General features: G+C 70.1%; 27 protein-coding genes and 1 pseudogene. 3 read left to right on the top strand and 25 right to left on the bottom strand.

Annotation, left to right across the window (positions count from 1 at the left end):
• Positions 1-42 precede the first annotated feature (42 nt).
• The 4 genes from AOK23_RS11415 to AOK23_RS44835 all read right to left on the bottom strand — a co-directional run bounded on the left by AOK23_RS11415 (position 43) and on the right by AOK23_RS44835 (position 1,753).
• Positions 43-354 (bottom strand): hypothetical protein, encoded by a 312-nt coding sequence (locus tag AOK23_RS11415; RefSeq protein ID WP_055712614.1) that lies wholly within the window; start codon positions 352-354, stop codon positions 43-45.
• Between the two features lie 161 nt (positions 355-515).
• Positions 516-1,202 (bottom strand): hypothetical protein, encoded by a 687-nt coding sequence (locus tag AOK23_RS11410; RefSeq protein ID WP_157878002.1) that lies wholly within the window; start codon positions 1,200-1,202, stop codon positions 516-518.
• A gap of 126 nt (positions 1,203-1,328) precedes the next feature.
• Positions 1,329-1,517, bottom strand: a complete 189-nt coding sequence (locus tag AOK23_RS11405) for a hypothetical protein (RefSeq protein ID WP_055712612.1) — start codon at positions 1,515-1,517, stop codon at positions 1,329-1,331.
• A complete protein-coding gene (locus AOK23_RS44835; RefSeq protein ID WP_079049421.1) occupies positions 1,514-1,753 on the bottom strand; it encodes a helix-turn-helix transcriptional regulator in 240 nt (79 codons plus the stop codon). Before AOK23_RS44835 ends, AOK23_RS11405 begins: the two co-directional genes overlap by 4 nt.
• A 113-nt stretch (positions 1,754-1,866) precedes the next feature.
• Here AOK23_RS44835 and AOK23_RS48820 point away from each other — a divergent pair, with 113 nt between their 5' ends.
• Positions 1,867-2,445, top strand: a complete 579-nt coding sequence (locus AOK23_RS48820; protein ID WP_055712611.1) for a hypothetical protein — start codon at positions 1,867-1,869, stop codon at positions 2,443-2,445.
• A gap of 68 nt (positions 2,446-2,513) precedes the next feature.
• Here the strand turns inward: AOK23_RS48820 and AOK23_RS11395 are convergent, their stop codons facing one another.
• The 16 genes and pseudogenes from AOK23_RS11395 to proS all read right to left on the bottom strand — a co-directional run bounded on the left by AOK23_RS11395 (position 2,514) and on the right by proS (position 14,981).
• Entirely contained in the window at positions 2,514-4,334 is a 1,821-nt protein-coding gene (locus AOK23_RS11395; protein ID WP_055712610.1) for a recombinase family protein, read from the bottom strand.
• 42 nt (positions 4,335-4,376) lie between these two features.
• Positions 4,377-4,628 (bottom strand): annotated as a pseudogene (locus tag AOK23_RS11390) (magnesium chelatase domain-containing protein); the annotation flags it as partial.
• A complete protein-coding gene (locus tag AOK23_RS11385; RefSeq protein ID WP_055712608.1) occupies positions 4,628-4,993 on the bottom strand; it encodes a YraN family protein in 366 nt (121 codons plus the stop codon). The pseudogene AOK23_RS11390 and the gene AOK23_RS11385, both read right to left, overlap by 1 nt.
• A 142-nt stretch (positions 4,994-5,135) precedes the next feature.
• A complete protein-coding gene (locus tag AOK23_RS11380; protein WP_005311352.1) occupies positions 5,136-5,444 on the bottom strand; it encodes a DUF2469 domain-containing protein in 309 nt (102 codons plus the stop codon).
• Between the two features lie 56 nt (positions 5,445-5,500).
• A complete protein-coding gene (locus AOK23_RS11375; RefSeq protein WP_055712645.1) occupies positions 5,501-5,986 on the bottom strand; it encodes an NUDIX hydrolase in 486 nt (161 codons plus the stop codon).
• A gap of 145 nt (positions 5,987-6,131) precedes the next feature.
• Positions 6,132-6,875 (bottom strand): signal peptidase I, encoded by a 744-nt coding sequence (gene lepB / locus AOK23_RS11370; protein ID WP_055712607.1) that lies wholly within the window; start codon positions 6,873-6,875, stop codon positions 6,132-6,134.
• Positions 6,876-6,956: 81 nt separating this feature from the next.
• On the bottom strand, positions 6,957-7,847 hold the full coding sequence (gene lepB / locus AOK23_RS11365) for a signal peptidase I (protein ID WP_055712606.1): 891 nt from the start codon (positions 7,845-7,847) through the stop codon (positions 6,957-6,959).
• Complete coding sequence (gene lepB, locus AOK23_RS11360) at positions 7,813-8,931, bottom strand: signal peptidase I (protein ID WP_055712605.1); 1,119 nt, start codon at positions 8,929-8,931, stop codon at positions 7,813-7,815. The genes lepB (AOK23_RS11365) and lepB (AOK23_RS11360) overlap by 35 nt, the downstream gene beginning before the upstream one ends.
• Positions 8,924-9,670: a signal peptidase I gene (gene lepB / locus AOK23_RS11355; RefSeq protein WP_055712604.1), complete on the bottom strand. Its 747-nt coding sequence runs from the start codon at positions 9,668-9,670 to the stop codon at positions 8,924-8,926. Before lepB (AOK23_RS11355) ends, lepB (AOK23_RS11360) begins: the two co-directional genes overlap by 8 nt.
• A 46-nt stretch (positions 9,671-9,716) precedes the next feature.
• Complete coding sequence (gene rplS, locus AOK23_RS11350; protein ID WP_053848457.1) at positions 9,717-10,067, bottom strand: 50S ribosomal protein L19; 351 nt, start codon at positions 10,065-10,067, stop codon at positions 9,717-9,719.
• 134 nt (positions 10,068-10,201) lie between these two features.
• Entirely contained in the window at positions 10,202-11,035 is an 834-nt protein-coding gene (trmD, locus tag AOK23_RS11345) for a tRNA (guanosine(37)-N1)-methyltransferase TrmD (protein WP_055712603.1), read from the bottom strand.
• Positions 11,035-11,577, bottom strand: a complete 543-nt coding sequence (gene rimM / locus AOK23_RS11340) for a ribosome maturation factor RimM (protein WP_055712602.1) — start codon at positions 11,575-11,577, stop codon at positions 11,035-11,037. The genes trmD and rimM overlap by 1 nt, the downstream gene beginning before the upstream one ends.
• Before the next feature lie 103 nt (positions 11,578-11,680).
• Complete coding sequence (locus AOK23_RS11335; protein ID WP_033526925.1) at positions 11,681-11,920, bottom strand: RNA-binding protein; 240 nt, start codon at positions 11,918-11,920, stop codon at positions 11,681-11,683.
• 2 nt (positions 11,921-11,922) lie between these two features.
• Positions 11,923-12,351 (bottom strand): 30S ribosomal protein S16, encoded by a 429-nt coding sequence (gene rpsP, locus AOK23_RS11330; RefSeq protein ID WP_055517138.1) that lies wholly within the window; start codon positions 12,349-12,351, stop codon positions 11,923-11,925.
• Positions 12,352-12,709: 358 nt separating this feature from the next.
• The gene (locus AOK23_RS11325) at positions 12,710-13,306 is read right to left on the bottom strand and encodes a hypothetical protein (protein WP_055517136.1); all 597 of its coding nucleotides are present in this window, start codon (positions 13,304-13,306) and stop codon (positions 12,710-12,712) included.
• Between the two features lie 259 nt (positions 13,307-13,565).
• On the bottom strand, positions 13,566-14,981 hold the full coding sequence (proS, locus tag AOK23_RS11320) for a proline--tRNA ligase (protein ID WP_055712601.1): 1,416 nt from the start codon (positions 14,979-14,981) through the stop codon (positions 13,566-13,568).
• 202 nt (positions 14,982-15,183) lie between these two features.
• On the opposite strand from proS, the gene AOK23_RS11315 reads away from it, so the two are divergent.
• Positions 15,184-16,044 carry an SAM-dependent methyltransferase gene (locus tag AOK23_RS11315; protein WP_206336181.1) on the top strand — a complete coding sequence of 287 codons (861 nt, stop codon included), beginning with the start codon at positions 15,184-15,186 and terminating at the stop codon, positions 16,042-16,044.
• Between the two features lie 374 nt (positions 16,045-16,418).
• Here AOK23_RS11315 and ffh read toward each other — a convergent pair whose 3' ends face one another.
• From ffh to nsdA, 5 genes are all read right to left on the bottom strand, one after another.
• On the bottom strand, positions 16,419-17,981 hold the full coding sequence (gene ffh / locus AOK23_RS11310; protein WP_055712600.1) for a signal recognition particle protein: 1,563 nt from the start codon (positions 17,979-17,981) through the stop codon (positions 16,419-16,421).
• A 142-nt stretch (positions 17,982-18,123) separates the two neighbouring features.
• The gene (locus AOK23_RS11305) at positions 18,124-20,583 is read right to left on the bottom strand and encodes a [protein-PII] uridylyltransferase (protein WP_055712599.1); all 2,460 of its coding nucleotides are present in this window, start codon (positions 20,581-20,583) and stop codon (positions 18,124-18,126) included.
• Positions 20,584-20,609: 26 nt separating this feature from the next.
• Positions 20,610-20,948 (bottom strand): P-II family nitrogen regulator, encoded by a 339-nt coding sequence (locus tag AOK23_RS11300; protein ID WP_003997576.1) that lies wholly within the window; start codon positions 20,946-20,948, stop codon positions 20,610-20,612.
• The gene (locus tag AOK23_RS11295; RefSeq protein ID WP_055712598.1) at positions 20,945-22,240 is read right to left on the bottom strand and encodes an ammonium transporter; all 1,296 of its coding nucleotides are present in this window, start codon (positions 22,238-22,240) and stop codon (positions 20,945-20,947) included. The genes AOK23_RS11300 and AOK23_RS11295 overlap by 4 nt, the downstream gene beginning before the upstream one ends.
• Positions 22,241-22,690: 450 nt before the next feature.
• Positions 22,691-24,166, bottom strand: coding sequence for a transcriptional repressor NsdA (nsdA, locus tag AOK23_RS11290; RefSeq protein ID WP_055712597.1), 1,476 nt, complete (start codon positions 24,164-24,166; stop codon positions 22,691-22,693).
• Positions 24,167-24,592: 426 nt separating this feature from the next.
• On the opposite strand from nsdA, the gene AOK23_RS11285 reads away from it, so the two are divergent.
• A complete protein-coding gene (locus tag AOK23_RS11285; RefSeq protein WP_055712596.1) occupies positions 24,593-25,243 on the top strand; it encodes a bifunctional DNA primase/polymerase in 651 nt (216 codons plus the stop codon).
• Positions 25,244-25,269 lie beyond the last annotated feature (26 nt).

The raw sequence follows: 25,269 nt of genomic DNA, 5'->3' as shown, positions 1-25,269 counted from the left end.
GGACGTCACGAAGTCTGTCGATGGCGGTGTAGGCAACAGTCGTCACGCCGTACCGCCGGGGGTGTCGTTGTTGATCAGTTGGCTAACGCGGTGGATTGCCCGGCTTCGGGCGGCAGCTGCTTTGCGGCGGCGCAGGGTGATGCGCGCGGCGGCTGCTACGGCGATCAGGTCCAAGTCGGACTCGTCGAGGTGACCGCTTCGGCAGTCCTTCAGGTCGGTGTCGAGGCCGTGGACCAGCTCTCGCAACGTCTCGTCGTCGAGATCTGGGATGCGGGCGAAGGCCGCATTCAGGTCCAGGCTGGTGATTCCCGCGGTGGTGCCGTCGGCGGATGCCGTCGGCTCGTTCGTGTTCACGTCGTGCGTGTCCTGTCGCGAGCAGCGGAGCCGGCCAGTGCGGGTTGATTTGGAAGGAAGGCGGCTTCGCGAACGGATGGGAAGTGCGGGTTGTGGTGTCCGGCCGCCGCACCCTCGCCCGGCCACGAGCGGGGCGGCGGGTGCGGCGGCCGGACGGGACATCACGCGCAGTCGGCCAGTTCGGCGAGTTCGCGGATCCGGCGGGGCGCGTCGAGTGCGGCCGTCCTGATCGTCTGCGGGTCGGCGCCGCCCTTCAGGCCATCGGCCAGCAGGTCGAACAGGTAGCCGTATCCGTCGCCCGCCTCGATACGGGCGTACTCGACGGCGGTGAACGCCCACAGCCTGTCGGCGACGGCGGCCTGCATGGTCTTGGCGAACTCCAAGTCCACGCCCGCGAACTCCGTTGGCAGCGTGGGCGTGATGTCGTCCCAGAGTTCGGCGACGGCGTCGCACATGTCGTCGAGCCTGGCGGCCGGGTTGGGGCTGGTGATGGCCTGCGCGTAGCCGTAGCGGGCGATCCAGAGGGCGGCGGCGAGGGCGGTGGTGCGCTGCTCGTCGAGGAACGCGGTGACCGTCATGCCCCGCTCGGCGAGGTCGGCGCTGAGCCGGGTCTCGGCGTCCTCGCGGCTGATCATCCGGTGGTCGTAGGCGGCTTCGATGTCGTAGGTGCCGCCCTTGAGGTACGACCACTGGATGGTCAGGCTGCCGTCGTCTTCGAGCTGGCCGGGGCGGAGCATGACGGTGACGGGCTTCAGTCCGGCGACGCGGACCTTGCGGCTCTGACCCGCGAGCATGCACGGGATGTCGGCGGGGGCCGGGGTGGTGCTGGGGAGCGCAGCGTGTGCCATGCTGTTCACATCCGTTCTTGTTGGGGCCCCGGCTGGCTGTGGAAGGTCTACGCCGGGGCTTCGGCGTTTCCTGGGATCGGATAGGCCCCCGGCTACAGGCGTTGGCGCGCCTGCTGGGGGCCGCTTTCATGCGGCGCTCTGCCGAGACACCGTCGGTGCCGTGTCCTCCGTGTGGAGCAGGATCTGGAGGCGGGCCTTCTGCTCGGGGCTGAGGGGCGGCGCGGTAGCGACCAGGTCGGCGATGCTCTGCCAGTAGGTGGCTTCACGCTCGTTGCCCTGCTCGCGGGCGATGCGAGCCCGCTCCGCCGCCCTCACGCCGCCTCCCTGAGGGTGCGGATCGCTTCGACGTACCGATCGAGCAGCACTCCGCGCGGGGTGCGAAGACCGGCTTCCCAGTGACTTACGGCCTGACGGGTCGCGCCGATGACGTCGGCGAGTTCCTGCTGCGAGAGTCCGGCCTTCTCCCTGAGCTCCCGGCGTTCGTCCGGGGGCGGCAGATCGAGGTGGACACGCAGCCGTGAGCGGATTTTCTCCGCTACCGTTGCGGTCATGTAGCCATGTAACCAGAGATGGTGACTCAAAACAACCACCTCACCCGACGTGGTGTGAGTTGACGCCCTGTTTCCCCCGTAGACATACTCACCAGGTGTCTAAAGGAGACGTGGTGACAAGCGCGCCCGGGGCAGAGCCGGCCATTCGTGTCTCGTTGAGCGCCGACGACGAGACCGACGTGGTGGCCACCTTCAAGTGCGAATCAGATGCTGGCGAGTGGTTGGCGTCCGGGGACGTGAGCCGCAGAGAGCAAGGCCTTGTCATCTCCCGGCTCGAAGTAAGCCCGGGCCCCAACGGCATCGGGGGCGTGACCGGCGGAATGCTGCAAAAAGTCCCCGTCGGTCACATCTTGCGCCACGTGCGGGCCGAACTGGGGCCCGACTCTGGGCCGCCGCCGACCACCTTTGAGGACACACCGCTTGTGCGTCGCATTCGCGAGGGCGGTCGAGTGACACTCAACGACGAACTGCTGCGTGAGGTGGCACACCGGTACTGGGTCTACACAGGACCGGGTCAGCCATCAGGCGCCATCAAGCGCCTTGCCGCAGACTTCCAGCGCCCTGAAGAGACGATCCGCACATGGGTAGCCAGGGCCCGCCGCGAGGAATGGCTAGGACCCAGCGTCAAGGGCCGAGCCGGCGCCGAGGCTGGCCCCAAGCTCAGGTATGAATTCGAGATCGGCTTCCGCTGAAGGACTCACCAGATGGCCCGGCTGGGGACACCCCAGCCGGGCCATCTTCACGTCTCGTCGGGGGAGTCTCAGTTGGGTGTCTTCCACTTGATCCGTACGTACTCCGGATCGAAGTACACCTGCCCGGTCCCCGGCTTGAACCCCTTCGGCCGACCCCGCCGCGACGGCAATACGGTCACCTCCATGATGGCGTCGAGGATCGCCCGCTTCCGCTCCAGCGTGTACCCCTCCCACGCCTTCCCGATTTCCGGGGTGCCGAGCGGTAGGCGGGCGAGGACAGGCACCGTGGCCCGGCGCTCCATCTCCGCCTCGATCTCCGCCAACTTCGCGCGAGCGCGGGCCGTGCCGTCGATCATCTGCTTCCGGGTGATCAGATCGTCGGCGTAGTCGGCGGAGTACTGATCGAGCTTCGCGCGCAGCGTGTTCGCCCTCGTCGCCAGGTGCTCCGTCGACTCACCCTTGTCCGGGGTCGGAGCGAACAGACTCACGGCGTCCGGACTGCTCAACCGCTCGACGACCACGGCTTCAACGTAGCCATCCAGCAGCTCGGCGGTACGCGTGACGTGGACGGCAGAGCGGCACCGGTAGGCCACGAGGTGCTTCCGCTCGGCGCCAGTGCCTGAGGTAGAGCAGCGCAGGGTTTCGCGGCACCCCCGCCGGCCTTCTGGCTCAGGCTCAACCTTGGCCGCCTTGAGCTTACCGAAGGACGCTTCCAGCTCTGGCGGGGTCCACCGCTGCCCGCCTGGGGCCTCTGCGGCGGCGTACAACGGCCACGCCATCTCGTCGTCGGTGTACTGGCCCGTGTGCACGAACTCCCGGCCGTCTGCGGCCCTGTAGAGCGTCACGAGCGCTCCGCAGCGATAGATGCCCGAGCCGAGCCACTTGCGGGCGTTGCCGGGCGTCGTACGGCGCTCCGGCTGTTCCAGGATGCCCTTGACCGCCCGCCATTTGTCCTCGGTCGTCAGAGGCGGCCAAGCGGCCTTGCCGACGATCTCCCCGCGGTGGTCGATCAGGCCTGCGTTCCGTGGCCGCAGCAGTGTGCGGCGCAGCTCGGTCGCCTGCCACTCGCGCGCGACCGGCTCTGTACGGCCGCCATCCTCCGTCCGCTTGCGGCGGGGCACCGTGCGCACGCCCTTCTCAGCCCACTCTCGGCAGACCGAGCGCAGCGAGTCGCCTGCGATGATCGCGTCAATGGCTTTGCCGAGGTGCCATGCCTCCGATCCTTCGGCGATCTCCGCCTCGGCTCCGCACTCGCCGCAGGTGGTGGTGACGATGAAGTCGCCGGTATCGGGGGCGTCCTCGCGGTCGATGATGAAGCCGTCCTTGGCGGGGCACTGCGGGCACCGCAGCGAGCGCGGTGTGACGCCGTCGCGCTCGTACCCGAAGGGCCGCGGGCCGCCTCGGTAGGTGCCCTCGCGGAGGTTGTCCTTCTTGGCGTCCCGGACGCGCTCGGCGATCTCCTCGGCCTCGTGCTGGTCGTCCACTGCCTTGCGGCGGGCTTCGCGTCGGCCGTCGGCGGTGGTGAGGTCGTAGGTGCCGCCCTTGACCGTGGCGACGAGGAGGTTCTTCTCCTCGACGAGGTCCAGGAAGTCGAAGGCTTCGCGGTAGCGGCGCTGGAGACGCCGGGATGTCAGGGCTAGGACGCCGTCAGCCTGCCCGGCGCGGAGCATCTTGAGCATGCGGTCGTACTTCGGGCGCGGCTTGCCGGAGTATGCGGAGATGTCGTTCTCCACCAGGACCTCGACGACGTCAACGCCCAGTTCTTCGGCCAGTTTCCGGCAGTCGCGTTCCTGGCGTCTGACGCCGTAGCGGCGGCCTTCACGGTCGTCTGAGATCCGGGTGTAGATCACGACGCGGCGCCGTGCGCCGTTGGCAGGCTCGGTCTTCATAGCGGATGAGGGTAGCGCTTAAAGGCGTCCTGTCGTAGTGCTTGACAGGTCGAAGCCGCTGCCCGCCTTGGGCACCGACGCGGGACTCAGGCCCACCGTCAGCTTCTTCTGGGGCCACTCGGCGCCGGAATTCACCACCGCCGCCCTGACCCGGTCCTTGCTCTCCGTCAGGCTCTTGTCCGGTAGGCCCACCAGCGTGAACGCCGCAACGCCCGGTTCGAGGTCCGCCTGGACCTCGACGACGACGCCCTCCACGCCCACGAGGGCCACGGAGCAGGTGCGGGCGAATCCCATCAGGCCACCCCCCGCACGTGTTCCACGACGGGTGCGCCGCGGTGGGGCAGGACGACTCCCACCACGTCGATGCGGACGCCGCCCGGTGGGGCCCCTCCGTGTTCCTGGAGCCAGCGTTCGGCGAGGCCGCGCAGGCGTTCCGCCTTGGTGGTCGTGACGGCCGCCATCGGGTGCTCGAAGGGGCCGGCCCTTCGGGTCTTGACCTCGCAGACGACCAGCGCGTCGCCGTCCCTGGCCACGATGTCGACTTCACCGGTCCTGCCGCAGCGCCAGTTGCGCTCCAGGACCGTCATCCCGGCCTCGGCCAGCCGCCGTGCGGCCAGCTCCTCGCCGTACCTGCCGAGTGCTCCTCGTACGTTGCCCATGTCGGCACCACCTCCGGCGCCAACACTGAGGGCATCCCCGCCCGCTATTGGATCTTGGTGGAAAAGCCGACGATTGTGGACAACCTCGTCACCCACACGGATGACGACAGCACCCGCCGCCCAGCGACACCCGGCCCCGGACTCAGCTGCCCGGCAGCTCCAGATCGCTCTTGTTGAGCTCCTCGATGTTCACGTCCTTGAACGTGAGCACCCGCACCTGCTTCACGAACCGGGCCGGGCGGTACATGTCCCACACCCAGGCGTCCGCCATGGACACCTCGAAGAACACCTCGCCCTGTACCGAGTGCACCTGCATCTCATAGTCGTTGGTGAGGTAGAAGCGCCGCTCGGTCTCGATCACGTATTTGAACAGACCGACGACATCGCGGTACTCCCGGTAGAGCTTCAGCTCCATCTCGGTCTCGTACTTCTCGAGGTCCTCGGCGCTCATGGCATGTTCCCCTTCAGCCGTGCGATCCCACCATTGTGCGCCAGCCCCGCACGCCTCTAGACAATTTCGGTCTCGAGGACCACGGGCTGGGCCGGGGGACCCTCGTCGAGCAGCGTGCGCAGCAGTTCGGCGAGTCTGGTCGGGTACACAGTCTCATGCGTGCGGGTGAGTTCCCCGCACGTCCACCAGCGTGCTCCCGCGACACTGCGCCGTTCCAGCTCGGTCAGGCCCGCCGCACCGGGCAGCGGCTGGTGCGCGACGGCCGTACGGGCCAGGAAGTACCACTCGTCCTGGTCCCAGCGGCGCCCGGCGAAGGGGAAGGAGCACCTCCGCCGCCAGAGGACCTGGCCGAGTTCCGCGTCCGTGATCCCGGTCTCCTCGGCGAGCTCCCGCAGGGCGGCCTCCTCCAGGGTCTCCGCGCCCTCGACGCCGCCGCCGGGGGTGAACCACCAGTCGTCCTTCGGATCGTCCGGCTCGTGCCCGTGCAGCAGGAGGATCCGGTCCAGCGGATCCAACAGGATCAACCGGGCCACCTTGCGCAGCCCGCCCTCGTACGTGTCCTCGGCCGCGTGCCCGGCATCCCGGTCGTCACCGCCGTACGGGCTGTACGAGGCCCCGTACGACGACACCGGCTGCTGCGCGTGCGACGGCTTCGGTGACGCACCGTACGACGGCTCACGCGACGGCTCAGCCGACACGAGCGGGCTCCGTCGGCGTGCGGTCGCGGCCGCCGAGCCGCTTGGCCACGGGGCCGTAGGCCGCGCCGACCAGGACGAGCAGCATGCCCACGACCAGCGCGGCGGTGATCAGCCGCAGCGGGCCGGGAGAGGACAGCGCGCCCAGCTTCTCGAAGCCCGTGGGGCGGGCCAGCATGCCGTCCATCGGCCAGACGACGGCGTCCACGCGCGCGTCGACGTTGCCCCGCGGCACCGTGCCCTGGCCGGCCTCGGTGAGGTGGGCGGTGGAGTCCAGGGAACCGCTGCGTTCGTCACCGAGGAGGAAGAGGCGGCCCTTGGGGACGGTGATCTCGGGGATGCCGGTCAGCTCGGCGTCCTGGCCCTTCGGCAGATACGCCTCGTCGATCTTCTTGCCGTTGACGGTCAGCTTGCCGTCGGTGCAGCAGGCGACCGTGTCCCCGCCGACGGCGACGACCCGCTTGACCATGGGCGAGTTGCCCCAGGCCTCCTCCCGGAAGACCACGACGTCACCGCGCTGGACGTCGGCGCCGTCGACCCTCTGGGCCAGGATGCGGTCGCCGGAGGTGATGGTGGGCGACATGGAGTCGGTCGGCACCGTGTAGGGCTGGTAGGCGACGGCACCCCACAGGAAGCCGCCGAGGAAGAGCACACAGCCGAGGGCCACGGCCAGCCCCGACAGCTTGCTGCCGAGCCGTCCGCGGCCCTCGTCCGTACGGCCTGTCGTCCCGCTCATCCCAGTGCTCCCCCAGTTCGGAGATTCGATCGCCCGGGCGCCGTGCGGAGCCACGGATGATCGGCGATCTGGGACGGCACCCTACCCGGCGGTACCCGTGCCAGAAACCCTCGGGCTCTCGGTCGCGAGGAGACGACGCCGACGCCAGAGCACCAGCGGAACCGCGCCCGCGAGACCGAGCGCGCCGGGCGCGGCGGCGCTCAGGTTCTGGTCGAACGTGTCGGGAATCGGCAGCGTGGACCAGCGGGTGGGCGGCCAGGCGACCACGATGGCGCGGCCGACGACACTGTCCACCGGGACCATGCCCTTGTTCTTGTCGTTCTGGTGGTAACGGGAGTCCAGCGAGTTCTGCCGGTGGTCACCCATGACCCAGATTTTGCCCTTGGGTACCTTCACCTTGAACTGGCCGCCGGTGTCGTCGACGGTGCAGGGGGTGTTGCCCGGGTAGACGTACGGCTCGTTCAGCGCCTTGCCGTTGACCTTCAGGGGGCCCGTGCCCTTGCACTCCACGGTGTCGCCGGCGACACCGATGACCCGCTTGATGAGGTCCTTCTCCTCCGCGGACGGCATCAGGCCGATCCAGCCGAGGACCCGCTGCACGGGGTTGGGCTCCAGGGTGGGCTCGCCCTTGAGCCAGCCGGCCGGGTCGTGGAAGACGACGACCTCGCCGCGCTCCGGCTCGGAGCCGAACCAGGGGGTGAGCTTGTCGACCAGGACCCGGTCGCCCTCCTGGAGGGTGTTCTGCATCGAGTCCGACGGGATGGAGAACGCCTGGACCAGGAAGGTCTTGATCAGCAGCGCGAGGACCAGCGCGATCCCGATGAGGATCGGCAGTTCCTTCCAGAAGGAGCGCTGCTTCTTCTTGGGCGTACGGTTCTGCTCGCCGTCGTCCGTCGAGGTCAGGGTGTCTTCCCCGCCGTCCGCCCCGTCCGGGTGGTCACTCCCGTCGGACACGGAACCCTCGGAACCCACGGCGTTCTCCGCGGCCGGGGAAGCCGCCTCGTCGGACTGCTCGGGCCGCTCCTCGGAACCACCGTGTCCGGACCGTGCGCCGACCGCCAAATCCCCCACATCCACTCCTCACGCCGTACCGCCGCCCGCGCCACATCCGGTGCAGGCCCACCACTCCCATAACGAGCGGGAGTTCCGCAGGGGTCGGGAGGGGGATCAATCCGTTTCGATCCGCGGGGGCCACCCTATGCGAAGCGCCGAGGGCGATGGGCGACCCGCTCGGCACGGCGGAGAACGTGTCAGGTTCCTCCAACTGCCCCCAGTGGCCGACCGGCCAGGCGATGACCACGGCTCTGCCGACCACGGAGTCCATGGGGACCGTACCGCTGAACTGGGCCGTCTTCGAGTCGTCCGCCTGGTGGGCGCGTGAATCGGCCGAATTCTCGCGGTGGTCGCCCATGACCCAGAGCCGTCCCTGGGGCACGGTGACCTGGAACTCCTGTGTGGAGGGCTTGTTGCCCGGGTGGACGTAGGCCGTCTCGTCCAGGGGCATGCCGTTGACGGTGACGCGGCCCTGGAGGTCGCAGCACTTGACGGTGTCGCCGCCGACCGCGACGACCCGCTTGATCAGGTCCTGCTCATCGTCGGACGGGAGCAGTCCGATGAACTGCAGACCCTCCTTGATCTGCTTGATGACGATGGGGTCCTCGGTCGTGGCCGTGGTCTGCTCGTCCTCCAGCCAGCCGCCGGGGTCCTTGAAGACGACGACGTCCCCCCGGGTAGGTTTCGAGCCGAACCACGGGGTGAGCTTGTCGACCAGGACGCGGTCGCCGATCTGGATCGTCTGCTCCATGGAGCCCGACGGGATCACGAACGCCTGGACGAGGAAGGTCTTCAGGACCAGCGCTATCAGGACGGCGACGCCGACGAGGAGCGGGATCTCCTTGACCGCCGAGCGGCGCCTGCGTCGTTTGATCTTGCGGGCGAGCTTGCGCCGCTCGACCCGGCTCGGCCGGGCGGCACCGCCGGCTCGCCGGGTGCCGGTGGGCAGCAGATTGTCGGACGGGGCGCTGGCGGCACCGCGGGGCCTGCCACGGTTACCCATGCGCACCGCCGGCGGCGGGCACGCGCGCGTAGGCGTCGGGGCGGTGCAGACGCGTCCAGTGGTCCGCGGGCCAGGCGATCCAGTCGGCCCGGCCGATCACGGCGTCGAGGGGGATCATGCCGCCACCCGGGGAGCCCAGGTGGTTGCGGGAGTCGCTGGAGTCGCCGCGGTGGTCGCCGAGGAGGAACAGGCGCCCCTCGGGTACGACCACGTCGAAGGGCACGCTCGACGGGCTGTCCCCCGGGTACAGAAACGACGACTCGTCGACCGACCGGCCGTTCACCTCAAGCCTCCCCTCCTGGTCGCAGCAGACCACCCGATCTCCCCCCACGCCGACAACGCGCTTGACGTAGTCGGCGTTCCCGAAGTAGCCGGTGCCGTCGAAGACGACGACGTCACCTCGCCGCGGCTCAGAACCGAAACGGTACGCCAACTTATTTACGAGAACGCGGTCCCCGATCCTCAATGAACGCTCCATGGAGCTGCTGGGAATCTGGAACGGCTGCATCACGAAGTTGCTGAAGAGCGTCAGAAAAAGCAGGCAGATCAGTACGGCAAGGGTGTATCGCCCACCCGGAACGGACTCGGCGGCCCGGCCCGCCCATGCGAAACGCGACCGCCCCTCCGGCCGCTCCGTGTCCGAGGTCTCCTCGGAACCGGCCGGGACGGATGACGTCCCGGCTTCGGAAGGGCGGGGGGAGCGGTCGCGCTCCTTGTACTGCTGTGCCTCGGTGTCCATCGGGGCCAGATCGTATCCGGCCCCTCTGTGACACGCGGGCGCGCGCTCAGTTCTCGCGCTTCTCCTTGATCTTCGCCGCCTTGCCGCGCAGCTCGCGCAGGTAGTACAGCTTGGCGCGACGGACGTCACCGCGGGTGACGAGCTCGATCTTCTCGACGATCGGGGTGTGCACCGGGAAGGTGCGCTCGACGCCGACGGAGAACGAGACCTTGCGGACCGTGAAGGTCTCGCGGACACCGGCGCCCTGGCGGCGGATCACAACGCCCTTGAACTGCTGCACACGGGAGCGGTTGCCCTCGATGACGCGGACGTGGACGTTGACGGTGTCACCCGGGCGGAAGGCCGGGATGTCGCTGCGCAGCGACGCGGAGTCGACGGAGTCGAGCAGGTGAGACATTGCGTCTGCTTTCTTCGCCCATGCCACAGGTCATAAGCGGGAGTTAGGTTTTCCAAGAGGATGCTGTCCGTGTCGGGGCGGGCGTCGTGTCCCCCTGTGGCAGGGGCGCACGCCGGACGACGCACAACAGCGGCCTATTCTTCCACGCCCTCCAGCCGACGCCAAAATCGGCCGTGGGGCTCGCCCTCGGGGTCGGGTGCCCAGCCCAGGATGGAGAGCATCTCCCGGTCCTTCTTGTCGAAGGCCTTGGGGTCACAGCGCTCGATGAGATCGGGCCGGTTGGCCGTCGTGCGCCTCAGGGCCTCGTCCCGGCGCCAGCGCGCGATCCTGCCGTGGTGGCCGCTGAGCAGCACGTCGGGGATGTCCCGGCCCCGCCACTCGGGCGGCTTCGTGTAGACCGGCCCCTCCAGGAGGTTGGCCATGGCGCCGGGCGCGAAGGAGTCGTCCTGGTGGGACTCGGCGTTGCCGAGGACACCGGGCAGCAGACGGGCCACGGCCTCCGTGATGACGAGGACGGCCGCCTCTCCTCCGGCGAGCACGTAGTCGCCGATGGAGACCTCGTACACGGGCATCCGGGTGGCGTACTCGTCGATGACACGGCGGTCGATGCCCTCGTAGCGGGCCGGGGTGAAGACCAGCCAGGGCCGCTCGGAGAGTTCGACGGCGAGGGTCTGGGTGAAGGGGCGACCGCTCGGGGTGGGGACGATGAGGGCGGGCCGGCGGGCGCCGGTCTCGTAACCGTCGGCGAGGACGGAGTCCAGCGCGTCACCCCAGGGTTCGGTCTTCATGACCATGCCGGGGCCGCCGCCGTACGGCGTGTCGTCGACGGTGTTGTGCCGGTCGTACGTCCAGGAGCGCAGATCATGCACGTGCACATTCAGCTGTCCACGCGCGCGTGCCTTCCCGACGAGGGAGACGTTCAGCGGGTCGAGGTACTCGGGGAAGATCGTGACGACGTCGAGCCGCATCAGGCCTCGTCCCGCGACGACGCGATCTCCGCGCGGTCGTCGATCAGTCCGGCCGGCGGGTCGATGACCGCGCGCTGCTCCTCGAGGTCGATCTCGGTGACGATCTCCTCGACGAAGGGGATCATCACCTCGCTGCCATCGGGCCGCTCGACGATGAAGAGGTCCTGGGACGGCAGGTGCGAGATCTCCGTGATCCGCCCGACCTCGACCCCGTCCTTCGTGACCACGTCCAGGTCGATCAGCTGGTGGTCGTAGTACTCGTCCTCTTCCTCGGGGAGTTCCTCCGGATCCACCTCGGCGATCAGCAGGGTGTTGCGCAGCGCCTCCGCGGCGTTGCGGTCCTTCACGCCCTCGAAGCGCAGCAGGAGGCGGCCGCTGTGCACCCGGCCGGTCTCGATGGTGAGGGGCCCCGTCGAGGCGGGGTCGGTGGCCAGTACGGCGCCGGGCGCGAGCCTCAGCTCCGGCTCGTCGGTACGTACCTCGACGGTGACCTCGCCCTTGATGCCATGGGCGCGGCCGATCCGTGCGACTACCAGCTGCACTGTGCTTGATCTCCTGTCATCGGACGGTCCGGACGACCGTACGACGTCGGGCCGGGGACGGCTCGATGGCCTTCCCCGGCCCGAGCCGGTGCTGCGAATTGCGTCAGCGGACGTGATCCACGTCGACGAGGTCGACACGGACTCCGCGGCCGCCGATGGCACCCACGACGGTGCGCAGGGCGCGGGCGGTACGGCCGTTGCGGCCGATCACCTTGCCGAGGTCATCGGGGTGGACCCGGACCTCGAGGACGCGCCCGCGACGCAGGTTGCGCGAAGCGACCTGTACGTCGTCGGGGTAGTCAACGATGCCCTTGACGAGGTGCTCGAGAGCCTCCTCGAGCATGCTCAGGCCTCGGTCGACTCAGACGAAGACGACTCGGCCGCGGCCTCGTCCTTCTTCTCAGCCTTCTTCTTCTGGGTGATCGCCTCACCCTTGCCCTCGTCGTCGCCGCCGAGGGCCTCGAACGACGGGCGCGTGGACTTCGGCTCGGCGACGAGGAGCGGCGCCGGGGCGGGCTCGCCCTTGAACTTCTGCCAGTCGCCCGTCTTCTTCAGGATGGCGAGCACGGGCTCGGTCGGCTGCGCGCCGACACCCAGCCAGTAGGCGACGCGGTCCGCGTCGACCTCGATGACCGAGGGGTTGTACGTCGGGTGGTACTTGCCGATCTCCTCGATCGCACGACCGTCACGACGGGTACGGGAGTCGGCGACGACGATGCGGTAGTGAGGCGAACGGATCTTGCCCAGACGCTTCAGCTTGATCTTGACTGCCACGGGAGTGGGTTCTCCTGGATTTGACGTGGTTGGGCACGGCGAGAAAGCCGCGTGGGGTTGCGGTACCCGAGTGCCCGATGGACGCGTCAGCCGGAGGAGAGAGGGGTCCTATGCGACTGTCGAGTACAGCTAGCCATTGTGCCACACCCCGCGGGTCGCGCTTGCCGCGAGGGGGCGCGTGCGGCCATGCCGGAGCGGCACCCCGCGCCAGGGGTGCGTCGCGCTCACCGGCGCGTGGAGGATGCCGCCGGGACGGCACCCTCCACTCCCGACTCGACGTGAGGCTCGATGTACGACTCGACGTACGACTCACTGGTACGGCCGCCACGAGCAGCCGTCTGTTCAGTTCGTCGTCGCGTCACGCCGCGCCCACGACCTCCGGGATCCGGAAGGGCTTTCCGCAGCCGCCGCAGACGATGGGGGCCTGGGCGAGTACGGAGGGGACGACCCGGACGTTGCGTCCGCAGTCGCAGACCGCCTTGACCCGGACACCTCCGCCGGAGGAGCCGTGGCGGGCGGCCGGGCCCCGGAAGCTGCGGGCCGTGTCGGCGGAGGTGGCCGCCGTGTGGGCCTTCAGGGCGCGTTGCAGTCTCTCGATGGTCGGGCGGTAGCGACGCTTCGCCTCGGGGTTGAGGGTGACCAGTGAGAAGCCGCTGCTGGGATGCGGTTCCTCGGGGTGGTCGAGACCCAGTTCCTCGGCGATCGCGAGGAATCTCCGGTTGTGGTAGCGGCCGGCGCGGGAGGTGTCGCGGACCCCGCGGGCGGCGGCGATGCCGTGGACTGCCTCATGGAGCAGTCGCTCGAAGGAGAGTTCGTGCCCGCATGCGGACGACGACTCCCCGATCAGGGACTCGGGGGCGGCAAGATCCGGCAGCTCGGGGTGGTACCGCTGAATGTCGGCCCACGCCTGCGCCAGTTCTGCGGCGAGAACGGGTGGTGTCTGTGTCGTGCTCACGTAATGACAACGAGCCTGAGTGCCCCTGTGTTCCGATTCCGGGGCATCCCAAATAATTTGCACGTACCCGTCAGTTGCCACTAGTGCGTCCCGACGAGGGCGGGTGCGCTGATCTGCGGAGAAGCCTCGCAGCTCCACGCAAGGCGGTACGTAGTAACACGTAGCCCCGGCGCGTAGACAAGGTACGCACGCCGGGGCACCTGTGGTCGTCAGATGCGCAAGGGGCGTTTCGGTCGCTCTCGCGACGGAACGGATCGCTCTAGTAAGCGCGCGCCACGACCGCGACGTTACCGGGTGCGTCGTAGGAGTCGGGCACCGACCCGTCCTCGGCGACCAGACACCGTACGCTCGCGGCGTGCTCCGCGAGCTCGGCCTCGCCCTTCTCGCCGAGCACGGCCCAGGGGATGCGCGCCCAGCCGCCCGCGCCGGCGACCTCGACGGCCTCTCCGATCGTCGACACCTCGGTCGTACGGGACTCCCGGCGCTCGCGCGACTGCCTCAGGAGCAGCGCCTGGTCCTCCTCGAGGATCGTGGGCAGCAGCCCCACGAGGGAGTCGATCGCTACCGCTTCCTTGCCGCCGGGGATGCGGCGGGCGAGCATCGCGGTGCCGTTCTCCAGGTCGCGGGGCCCGACCTCGATGCGGACGGGGACGCCCTTCAGCTCCCAGTCGACGGCGCGGCGGCCGAACGGGACGTCCGTGCGGTCGTCCACGTGGACGCGTACGCCCGCGGCCTTCAGCCGGTCGCCGATCTCGCGGACCTTGGCCAGAACCGCGTCGTCGCCCTTGATCGCGAGGACGACGGCCTGGATGTGGGCGAGCCGCGGCGGGACCCGCAGGCCGTTGTCGTCGCCGTGCATCATCACCAGGGCGCCGATCATGCGGGTGGTGGAGCCCCAGGAGGTCTGCCAGACGAGCTCCTGCCTGCCCTCCTTCGACAGGTACTGGGTGGTGAAGGCCTTGGCGAAGTTCTGGCCCAACTCATGGCTGGTGGCCATCTGGAGGGCCTTGCCGTCGCCCATCATGCCTTCGAGGGTGAGGGTGTTGATGGCGCCCGCGAAGCGCTCCTTGACGGTCTTGCGGCCGGGGACGACGTCCATCGCGAGGACGTTCACCATGAAGTCCTCGTAGACCTCCCGATGGATGTGCGCGGCGAAGTCGCGCGCCTCCTCGTACGTCGCGTGCGCCGTGTGGCCCTCCTGCCAGAGGAATTCGCTGGTGCGCAGGAACAGCCGGGGCCGCAGTTCCCAACGGACCACGTTGGCCCACTGGTTGATCAGCAGGGGCAGGTCACGGTAGCTCTGGATCCACTTCGAGAAGTAGTCGTTGATGATCATCTCGGAGGTGGGGCGGACCACCGCGGGCTCCTCAAGCTCCTTGCCGCCGCCGTGCGTCACCACCGCCAGTTCGGGCGCGAAGCCCTCGACGTGCTCGGCCTCCCTGGTCAGGTACGACTGCGGGATCAGGAGAGGGAAGTACGCGTTCTGCGTGCCCGTCTCCTTGATCCGGGCGTCCATCTCCTGCTGCATCCGCTCCCAGATGCCGTACCCGTACGGTCGGATGACCATGGTGCCGCGCACCGGGCCGTTGTCGGCCAGTTCCGCCTTGGCGATCAGGTCCTGGTACCAGCGCGGGAAGTCGTCCGCCCGGGGGGTGAGAACGGGTGCTTTAGCCATGTCGCGATCGTACGGGCCCACGTTGCGGGGATGTGAATTCTTTTATCCACGCGTAGACAGTCCGCAAACCGGTGTCCGCTACCCCTGGACGGCACGGCATGTGCGGAGTTATCTGGCATACGGGGGGAGTGCGAGCGCACTGTCACGGGGGCCCTGAAAACGGGCACAGAGACGACTCTCGGCGGATTGGGGCGCTTTCGATATGACACCTACGCTCGTGCGGCAGCAACTGCCTCGCCCGGGGACCGCACCCCGTGTGGACCGGTGTGCACGCGCGCGTGACTGGGCCGAGATCCAGGAACGGATGCTGGTCCCGCTCTATGAGGCGGTCTACCGCCGGCTCGACGTGGGCAGCGGCACCCGGCTGTTGGGCCTCGGCTGCGGGTCGGGGCTCGCACTGCTGATGGCGGCGTCGCGGGGCGCCACGGTCACCGGTGTCGACGGGTCGTCGCCCGAGAGAACCGCTCTCGCGCGGGAGCGGCTGCTGCCGGAGGGATGGGGCGCACACGCGCGTGCCGACGCCCGCGTCGTGGAGGGCGCTCCCGAGGACGCGGCCGGGGCATCCGGCGCTCCCCCGTACAACGTGGTGACCGCCTTCGAGCCGATCGGCTGTCTGGCCGGGGACTCCGAGGGCCTGGGCGAGCTGCTCGCCCGCGCGACCCCGCTCGCCGGGCGGGGCACCCCCGTGGTGCTCGCGGGATGGGGTCCCCCCGAGCGCTGTGCCACGTCCACGGTGCTCCGTGTCGCCACCAAGCTCGCCGATCCGCTGCGCGGCACCGGTGGCTGGCGCCTCGCGCTGCGGGACGACCTGGAGGAGGTCGCCCAACGGGCCGGCCTGAGGCCGGACGGCTCCGGGCGCGTGGCCTGCCCCTTCGGGTACGCGAACGTGGACAACGCGGTGCGGGGGCTGCTGTCGACGGGGCTGTTCGACGCGGCGATCGCGGCCACGGACCCGGTCCAGGTGAACAAGGAACTGACCGAGGCCCTGCACCCGTACCGCCGCCAGGACGGCACGGTGTGGATGCCGAACGTGTTCCGGTATCTGATCGCGCGGACGCCCTGAGAGGCGTGGACGGCCCCGACATGGGTGCGCTGAGAAGGTCTTCGACACTTTCGGCCGATACACGTGTGAATGATGTGGAGAAAGCGGGACGGGGTGCCTCTCACTTCGCGAAGTGAAGCACCATCCTCATAGCCTGACGCACCGTCCGGCCGAAACACGCACTCGGATGCCGACAACCACGAATGTGCCGTCCACGCACGGCACGGGCGCCGCGCGCCCGGCCACACCCCCCGGCCGACCGCGCGGCGCCCGCCGCCACACCTGACACGCCACTTGGGGCGCCCTCCGCTCGGAGGGCGCCCCAAGTGGCGTATGCGGGCCCGGGACCGTACACGGCCGCGAACACGGGCGGAGCGGTCGAACGCGGGCGACCGTCAGCCCATGAACTTCTTGAACTCGTCCGGCAGTTCGAAGTCCTGCCCGGCCTGCTGGCCCGGCAGACCGAGGGCACCGCCCGGAGCGCCGCCCTGGGCGGCGGCCGCCCGGCGGGCGGCCTCCTCCTGCTCCTGCTGCTTGCGCTTCATCGGGTTGCCGGAGCGCTGCTTGCCCTTGGCCCTCTTGGGCTGCTTCTTGGACCGGCCGGGGCCGCCGCCCATGCCGGGGATGCCCGGCATCCCGGGCATGCCGCCGCCCTGGGCCATGCGGGACATCATCTTGCGGGCCTCGAAGAACCGCTCGACCAGGTTCTTCACCGCGCTGACCTCGACACCGGAACCCTTGGCGATGCGGGCCCGGCGGGAGCCGTTGATGATCGTCGGGTCCTGGCGCTCGCCCGGGGTCATCGACTTGATGATCGCGGCGGTGCGGTCGACGTCGCGCTCGTCGATGCTGTTGATCTGGTCCTTGATCTGGCCCATGCCGGGCAGCATGCCGAGCAGCTTGCTGATGCTGCCCATCTTCCTGACCTGCTCCATCTGGGCCAGGAAGTCGTCGAGGGTGAAGTCCTGACCCTTCTTGGACGCCAGCTTGGAGGCCATCTTGGCGGCCTCTTCCTGGCTGAAGGTCTTCTCCGCCTGCTCGATCAGGGTGAGCAGGTCACCCATGTCGAGGATGCGGGAGGCCATCCGGTCCGGGTGGAACTGGTCGAAGTCGTCGAGCTTCTCGCCGTTCGACGCGAACATGATCGGCTTGCCGGTGACCTGGCGGATCGACAGGGCGGCACCACCGCGGGCGTCACCGTCGAGCTTGGAGAGCACCACGCCGTCGAAGCCGACGCCGTCGCGGAAGGCCTCGGCGGTGTTGACCGCGTCCTGACCGATCATCGCGTCGACGACGAAGAGGATCTCGTCCGGGGAGACGGCGTCCCTGATGTCCGCCGCCTGCCGCATCATCTCCTGGTCGATGCCCAGACGACCGGCGGTGTCGACGACCACGATGTCGTGGACCTTCGACTTCGCGAACTCGATGGAGTCCTTGGCGACCTTGACCGGGTCGCCCACGCCGTTGCCCGGCTCGGGGGCGTAGACCGCCACACCCGCGCGCTCGGCGACGACGCTCAGCTGGTTCACCGCGTTCGGCCGCTGGAGGTCACAGGCGACCAGCAGCGGGGAGTGGCCCTGCTCCTTCAGCCACCTGCCGAGCTTGCCCGCGAGGGTCGTCTTACCGGCACCCTGGAGACCCGCGAGCATGATCACGGTCGGCGGGTTCTTGGCGAAGCGGAGGCGGCGGGTCTCGCCGCCCAGGATCCCGACCAGCTCCTCGTTGACGATCTTGAGGACCTGCTGGGCGGGGTTGAGCGCCTTGGAGACCTCGGCGCCGAGCGCCCTCTCCTTGACGTTCTTGATGAAGCCCCGGACGACCGGCAGCGCCACGTCCGCCTCGAGGAGCGCGATGCGGATCTCGCGTGCCGTGGCGTCGATGTCCGCCTCGGAGAGGCGCCCCTTGCCGCGCAGGTTCTTGAAAGTCGCTGAGAGGCGATCGGAGAGCGTATCGAACACGGCGGTGTCGGTCCTCGGAGTCGGGGGCAGTCTGACGTGCCCTCCAGGGTATCTGTCTGGGTGTGGTCGGGTCTCCACCCCTGTGGACAACGGTGCCCGGCCCGGGGTCACGGAGCAGGTCGCGGCCCCGTGACCCCGGGCTTCAGCCGCGCAGCGTCTCCTCCAGTTTCCGCGCCACGGAGGCCGCGTCGTCGCCCGGGAGGGGGGCGCCGTCGCGGCCGGTGACGTAGAAGGCGTCCACCGCGTTGGCCCCGAGCGTGCTGACGTGGGCGCTGCGCACCCGCACGCGCGCGTCCTCCAGCGCCCGCCCGATGCGGTGCAGCAGACCGGGGGCGTCCTGGGCGCGGACCTCGATCACCGTCGCGTGCCGGGAGGCGGCCGCGGCCACCGTGACGCGCGGCGGGGGCGCGACCACGCCCCGGCGCCGGGGGTAGGCGGCGTCGCGCTCGGCGAGCCGTCCCGCGATGTCCAGCGAGCCCTCGAGGGCCCGTACGAGGTCGGCGCGGAGCCGGGCCGCCTGGGGCAGCGAGCCGTACTCGGCGGCGACCCGCCAGTCCAGCAGCAGGACGGAGCCCTCGACGCCGTCCGGCAGGTCGAGCGCCCGGAGCTCCGCCGTGCGCACCGTGAGCCGGTGCATGGCGAGGACTCCGGCGACCGCGGGCAGGACGCCGGGCTGGTCGGGCACGGCGATGAGGAGTTCCACGCCGAGCGGCTCCGGGTCGGCCTTCTCGTCCTTGTCGTCGTTGTCCTCCGCCGGCGCCTCCGTCTGCGCGCGCAGCGACAGCACGGGTCCACCGGTGCGGAACGCCTCGACGGCGAGCCGCTCCTGCTCCGCGGTGGGCGCGGCCGGCTCCGGCTCCTCCGGGACGTCCCCGGCGAACAGCGCGGCCACCCGCTGGACCAGGTCGGACACGAGCGAGGCCCGCCACGACGACCACGCGGCCGGTCCGGTCGCCAGGGCGTCCGACTCGGTGAGGGCGTGCAGCAGTTCGAGGGTGCCCGGCGACCCGACGGCCTCGGCCACGGACCGCACGGTGGCCGGGTCCTCCAGGTCACGCCGGGTGGCGGTGTCGACGAGCAGCAGGTGGTGGCGGACGAGGGTGGCGAGCACGGCCACGTCCTCGCGGTCGAAGCCGATCCTGGCCGCCACGTCCTTGGCGATGATCTCCCCGGCCACGGAGTGGTCGCCGGGCCAGCCCTTGCCGATGTCGTGTAGCAGCGCGGCGACGAGGAGGAGGTCGGGCCGGTGGACCCGGCGGGTCAGCGCGGAGGCGCGGACGGCGGTCTCGATGAGGTGCCGGTCGACGGTCCAGATGTGGACGGCGTTGCGCTGCGGGCGACAGCGGACCCGCTCCCAGTCGGGCAGCAGGCGGGTGATGAGCCCCTCGGCCTCCAGGGCCTCCCAGACGTCGACGGTCGGCCGCCCGGACCCCAGCAGGGTGACGAGCTGCTCCCTGGCCTCGGCGGGCCAGGGCGTGGGCAGCGGCCGGGCGGTGGCCGCGAGCCGCCGTACGGCGTGCAGGGACAGCGGCAGTCCGGCCTGGGCCGCCGCGGCGGCGGCGCGCAGGGGCAGCACCGGGTCGCGTTCGGGCCGGGCGGCGCGCGCGAGCACGACCTCGCCGTCCTGTTCGACCACGCCCTCGGCCAGCGGTGACCGCTCGGCGACCGGCTTGCCACCGCCGAGCATGGCGCGCAGCCTGGGCCGCACGGCGCGCGAACGCAGTACGCGCCCCACTTCACGCCAGGTGACATCGCTGGCGTACGAGATGACCCGCGCCGCCTCGTACACCTGGCGCAGCAGGGTGTCGGCGTCCAGCAGCCCGAGGTCGGCCGCTACCTGGTCCTGCTCCTGGAGCGCGAGCCGGTCGGTGGCGCGCCCGGTGGTGAGGTGCAGCGCGTCCCGTACGTCGAGGAGGCGGCGCCGGGCGTCGGCGAGCCCCTCGCGCGGGGCGTCGGCGAGCCACGAGGCGGCGACCGCGCGGAGGGCGGTGGCGTCGCGCAGCCCGCCGCGCGCCTCCTTCAGGTCGGGTTCGAGGAGGTACTGCAGCTCCCCCTGCCGCTCGGCGCGCTCGGCGCACAGCTCCTGGAGCTCGGGGAGGCGTTTGGGCGCCTGGTTGCGCCAGTCGGCGAGGACGGCGGTGCGCAGTCCGGCGGTGAGACCGAGGTCACCGGCGAGGTGCCGGGCGTCCAGCAGCCCCAGCTGCACCTTGAGGTCCTCGGCGGCGGTCTTGCGGGCCTCGGCGGGGGTGCGGACCGAGTGGTCGAGGGCGAGCCCCAGGTCCCAGACCGGGTACCAGATGCGGTCGGCGAGGGCGGCCACGGCCTTGTCGTCGGAGCCGTCGTGCAGGAGCAGCAGATCGAGGTCGCTGCGGGGGGACAGCTCGCCGCGCCCGTATCCGCCGACGGCGACGAGGGAGGCGCCCCGCAGCTCGCCGGCGCCCGCGCCGAAGAGTCCGGCGAGCCAGTCGTCGGTCAGCTCGGCGAGGGCGCCACGGCGCGGCGGCCCGGACCGCGCCTCCTCCTGGAGGAGGCGCAGCCGGGCCGCCGCGTAGCCGCTGGGTCCCGAGTCCTCTGCATCCGTACGTACGTCCGTACTCGTCACCCAGTGACTCCTGTTCTTCTGTGCGGTCAGAGCGCGTCCGGGCCGCGCTCACCCGTCCGGACCCGTACGGCCGTCTCGACCGGGAGGGACCAGACCTTGCCGTCACCGATCTTGCCGGTGCGGGCGGCCTTGACGATGACGTCGATCAACTGCTCGGCGTCGTCGTCCTCGGCCAGTACCTCGATCCGGATCTTGGGAACCAGGTCCACCGTGTACTCGGCGCCGCGGTACACCTCGGTGTGTCCCCGCTGCCGACCGTACCCACTGGCCTCGGTGACCGTAAGTCCGTGCACCCCGAAGGCCTGCAGCGCTTCCTTGATCTCGTCGAGCCGGTGGGGCTTGACGACGGCGGTGATCAGCTTCATGCCTCGACCTTCTTGCTCTGGGTGGCGGCGGCGACGGGGCTCGTGACGCCGGAGGAGATGTGCGAACCGGCGGCCGAGCTGAAGTCGTACGCGGTCTCGGCGTGCTGGGTCTGGTCGACGCCGGTGGTCTCGTCCTCCTCGGAGGCGCGGAAGCCGATCGTCTTCTGGATGGCGAAGGCGATGATCCAGGTCACCACGAAGGTGTAGCCCATGACGGAGAAGGCGCCCGTGGCCTGCTTGCCGAACTGGTCGAGGCCGCCCACGCCGCCGGTGGCCAGGAAGCCGACCATCAGGGTGCCGATGACACCGCCGACCAGGTGGACGCCGACGACGTCGAGGGAGTCGTCGTAGCCGAGCTTGTACTTGAGGCTGACGGCCCAGGAGCAGACGACACCGGCGACGACACCGATGAGGATGGCGCCGAAGGCGTTGACGTGACCGCCGGACGGGGTGATCGCGACGAGGCCGGCGACGGCGCCGGAGCAGGCACCGAGGGTGGTGAACGCGCCGTGGCGGATGCGCTCGTAGATCAGCCAGCCGATGATGGCCGCGGCGGTCGCGATCTGCGTGTTGATCGCCATGCGGGCGGTGGTGCCGTCGACGCCGAGCCACGAACCGGCGTTGAAGCCGAACCAGCCGAACCACAGCAGGGCGGTGCCGATCAGGACCAGCGGCAGGCTGTGCGGCCGCATCGGGTCCTTCTTGAAGCCGATCCGCTTGCCCACGACGAGGACCGCGGCGAGCGCGCCGATACCGGCGTTGATGTGGACCGCGGTACCACCGGCGAAGTCGATGACACCCATGTCGAAGAGCCAGCCGCCGGGCGCCCAGACCCAGTGCGCGACCGGGAAGTACGCCAGGGTGACCCAGAGTGCGACGAAGACCATCCAGGCGCTGAACTTGACGCGGTCGGCGAGGGCGCCGCTCATCAGGGCCGGGGTGATCACCGCGAACAGCATCTGGAAGAGGATGAACGAGAACGCGGCGATCTTGTGCGGTTCGCCCTTGGCGTTGGTGACGAAGCTGTCGACCGTGCTCGTGACGTCGATGCCCTTGAGGCCGATGGCGTCGAAGTTGCCGATGAAGTGGCCGACGTCACCGCTGAAGGCGAGCGAGTAGCCGAACAACACCCACAGGATGCTGACGATGCCCAGCGAGATGAAGGACATCATCAGCATGTTCAGCACGCTCTTGGCCCGGACCATGCCGCCGTAGAAGAGCGCGAGGCCCGGCGTCATCACCATGACGAGCGCCGCGCTGATCAATACGAATCCGGTATCTGTGCCGTTCAATGCCGGTATCTCCTCGTGGTCGGAACGGCCCGTGCGGATGCTGAAGCCTGGGGGAGCTCTCGGGGAGGGCCGACTGTGCTGAGGAGACTGGCGCAGCACCGTTTCACGGGGAGATTGGAATTGTTTCCTGCACGTGACGAACCCGCATGTCGCGTTACGGGCGGGTGAAACGTGGGTCACGGCGGATTGGGACCACGCGGGGCCCGGCCCCTGCGGGCGGGTCCGCGGGCACCGGCTTCGTATCCGATGGAACTCCGGCCGTGGGCCGTGCGGGGGACGACGCACCCGCCGCGGCAGGGGCGCGACGGTGCGTCGCCTTCGCGCGTGTCGTGTACGGGACCGGCCACGGCGGCCATCCGATGACCTGGCATGGGGGAGCCGAGTCGGGCAGTAGGGATGACCGGCCGCGGCCGGAGTCGGGGGCCCTCGGGGTCGGCGGGCCGGGCCGGGTCAGACCGCTTCGGCGGTCTCCGGGAGGTGCACGGCGAGCTGGTCGGTGAGCTCGACGACCTCGGCGAGGTCGCCGAAATCGCGTACGGCCGTGTCGACGGTCTTGCGGATACGGGTGTTGAGCCGCTCCGAGCGGACCTTCCGGGCGACCGTCATGGCCTGCTGCGCCAGGTCGGCGCCCTGTTCGGGCTCACGCTGCAGCAGATGGACCGTGGCCATGCCGATCAGGTTCAGCGCGTACGACCGCTGGTGGTCGGTGTCCGTCGCGAAGAGTTCGACCGCGCGGCGCATCACGGGCTCGGCCAGGGAGGCGTACGTGGGGCTGCGGCCGGCGACATAGGCGAGGTCGCGGTAGGAGTGGGAGTTCTCGCCGTGCAGTTCGGCCTCGCTGAAGAAGCGGATCCAGTCGGGGTCCGGGTCGTCCCATTCCTCGGCGTCGGCGAAGGTGTCCTCGGCCATCCGGACGGCCCTCTTGCACTTGCCGGGCTGTCCCATGTTGGCGTAGGCGCGGGCCTCCATCGCATACAGCATCGCCTGGGTGCGCGGGCTCGCGCAGTCGCGGCTGCCGTACTGGGCGAGGTGGATCAGTTCGAGCGCGTCGTCGGGCCGGCCGAGGTGGATCATCTGGCGGCTCATGCTGGAGAGGACGTACGAGCCGAGGGGCTTGTCGCCCGCTTCCTTCGCCGCGTGCAGGGCGAGGACGAAGTACTTCTGGGCGGTGGGCTGGAGGCCGATGTCGTAGCTCATCCAGCCGGCCAGCTCCGCCAGCTCGGCGGCGACCTTGAACAGACGCCGGTTGGTGGCCTCGGGCTGGGGCTCCTGGAGGAGGTCGGTCACCTCGTGCAGCTGGCCGACGACCGCCTTGCGGCGCAGGCCGCCCCCGCACTGGGCGTCCCACTGCCGGAACATCACCGTGGTGGACTCCAGGAGGTCCAGCTCGGGTTTGGACAGGCGACCGCCGCGGCGCGCGGCGGCGGAGGGTTCGGGCTCCGGGCGGGGCGCGGGCAATGTGGGGACGAGCCAGCGCTGCATCGGCTCGATGAGGGCCGGGCCCGCGGACAGGGCCAGTGAGTTCCCGAGGAAGCCGCGCCGCGCCAGCATCAGGTCGCTGCGCGAGAACTCACTGATCAGCGCCACGGTCTGCGGGCCCGTCCAGGGCAGATCGACGCCGGACACGGACGGCGCCTGGTGCGCGGCGCGCAGCCCCAGGTCCTCGACGGCGACGACGCAGCCGAACCGTTCGGAGAACAGCTCGGACAGGATCCGCGGGATCGGCTCGCGCGGATTCTCCCCGTCGAGCCAGCGCCGTACGCGCGAGGTGTCGGTGGAGATGTGGTTGGCCCCGAGCTGGCGGGCGCGGCGGTTCACCTGACGGGCGAGTTCCCCCTTGGACCAGCCGCTGCGGACGAACCACGAGCCCAGCAGTTCGTTCGGGCGCTTCTCAGCGTTCGTACCGCTTCCGCCGTTGCCGCCCACTGGAACGCCCCCATCCCTGAAACCACTTGTGCGCTGTGTGCGCCAAGCCCTACCAGAATGCCGGTTACCGCGCCGTACGTCCGTCCGTTGTCACCCGTCGAACGGAAAGACGACTTGCCTCCGGCATACCCACGAGCGCGTGCATCCCCAGGATCTGTGCACTCAAAGTAATCCCACGATCACGCGTCCGGCCACGGCGATCCCAGAATCGCCACCATTCGCCACCCCTTCGAATGAACTAACGGTCCCCCGTACGCGATTCACTTGACACATGACGGCCGGGGGTCGGCGGAGCGATGCATTCAAGGGCGTGCGCTCCGATCGCACCACCCGGGGGTGCCGCAGTGCGCCGCCCCGGCGGAGACGGAGCGTCACGATCCGCCTCCGTCACGTAACCACCGGCGCGCTGGACCCGTTGGAGGGGGCATGGGCTTCACGATCGGCGGCATTCGCGAGTTGCGATCTGGGCGGCGCGGCCGTTCCTCGGACTGCACGGCGGTGGCCGAGTTCACCGGCCTCTGGGGCTGGGACGTCGCCCCCGGCGCACGGGCGGTCTCGGGCGCCTGTTCCTGCGGCAGGACGACCTGTGACGCGCCCGGCGCGCACCCCCTCGACTTCGCTCCCCCGGTGCCCGCCGGCGCCACCCTCGACGAGGTGAGCGCAGCCTGGGCCGAGCACCCCGGCGCCTCGATCATGCTGCCGGTCGGCCGCTCGTTCGACGTGATCGAGGTCGCCGAGTCCGCCGGGCGGCACGCGCTGGTCCGGCTCGAACGCATGGGCCTGCCGCTCGGCCCGGTGATCGCCACCCCCGAGGGCCGCGCCCACTTCCTCGTCGCGCCCGGGGCCGCCGCCGAGCTGCCGGAGCTGCTCTACCGCATGGGCTGGGACGACCCGTCCGCCCTCGACCTGCGCGGCCTCGGCCCCGGCGCCCACATCACCGCCCCGCCGTCCGACCGTGGTGGCCTCGGCCCGGTCCGCTGGCTCCGCTCCCCCGCCCTCGACTCGGCGACGAGGCCACCGGCCGCGCGGCTGCTGCTGGGCACCCTGGCGTACGTGGCACACCGGTCACGGGCGTAGCCCGCTCGGCATCCGGCCCGCCACCC

Source organism: Streptomyces torulosus, from assembly GCF_001419765.1.
Taxonomy (GTDB): Bacteria; Actinomycetota; Actinomycetes; order Streptomycetales; family Streptomycetaceae; genus Streptomyces; species Streptomyces torulosus.
Note: the sequence above shows the minus strand (reverse complement) of the source record. Positions and strands in the feature narration are given on the sequence as shown.

What these genes read in the sequence shown, in the direction of transcription:
- AOK23_RS11410 (WP_157878002.1), bottom strand. Translation starts at nt 1,202, where the DNA reads ATGGCACACGCTGCGCTCCCCAGCACCACCCCGGCCCCCGCCGACATC.
- AOK23_RS44835 (WP_079049421.1), bottom strand. Translation starts at nt 1,753, where the DNA reads ATGACCGCAACGGTAGCGGAGAAAATCCGCTCACGGCTGCGTGTCCAC.
- AOK23_RS11395 (WP_055712610.1), bottom strand. Translation starts at nt 4,334, where the DNA reads ATGAAGACCGAGCCTGCCAACGGCGCACGGCGCCGCGTCGTGATCTAC.
- AOK23_RS11385 (WP_055712608.1), bottom strand. Translation starts at nt 4,993, where the DNA reads ATGGGCAACGTACGAGGAGCACTCGGCAGGTACGGCGAGGAGCTGGCC.
- AOK23_RS11380 (WP_005311352.1), bottom strand. Translation starts at nt 5,444, where the DNA reads ATGAGCGCCGAGGACCTCGAGAAGTACGAGACCGAGATGGAGCTGAAG.
- lepB (WP_055712607.1), bottom strand. Translation starts at nt 6,875, where the DNA reads ATGAGCGGGACGACAGGCCGTACGGACGAGGGCCGCGGACGGCTCGGC.
- lepB (WP_055712605.1), bottom strand. Translation starts at nt 8,931, where the DNA reads ATGGGTAACCGTGGCAGGCCCCGCGGTGCCGCCAGCGCCCCGTCCGAC.
- lepB (WP_055712604.1), bottom strand. Translation starts at nt 9,670, where the DNA reads ATGGACACCGAGGCACAGCAGTACAAGGAGCGCGACCGCTCCCCCCGC.
- rplS (WP_053848457.1), bottom strand. Translation starts at nt 10,067, where the DNA reads ATGTCTCACCTGCTCGACTCCGTCGACTCCGCGTCGCTGCGCAGCGAC.
- trmD (WP_055712603.1), bottom strand. Translation starts at nt 11,035, where the DNA reads ATGCGGCTCGACGTCGTCACGATCTTCCCCGAGTACCTCGACCCGCTG.
- AOK23_RS11335 (WP_033526925.1), bottom strand. Translation starts at nt 11,920, where the DNA reads ATGCTCGAGGAGGCTCTCGAGCACCTCGTCAAGGGCATCGTTGACTAC.
- proS (WP_055712601.1), bottom strand. Translation starts at nt 14,981, where the DNA reads ATGGCTAAAGCACCCGTTCTCACCCCCCGGGCGGACGACTTCCCGCGC.
- AOK23_RS11315 (WP_206336181.1), top strand. Translation starts at nt 15,184, where the DNA reads ATGACACCTACGCTCGTGCGGCAGCAACTGCCTCGCCCGGGGACCGCA.
- AOK23_RS11300 (WP_003997576.1), bottom strand. Translation starts at nt 20,948, where the DNA reads ATGAAGCTGATCACCGCCGTCGTCAAGCCCCACCGGCTCGACGAGATC.
- AOK23_RS11285 (WP_055712596.1), top strand. Translation starts at nt 24,593, where the DNA reads ATGGGCTTCACGATCGGCGGCATTCGCGAGTTGCGATCTGGGCGGCGC.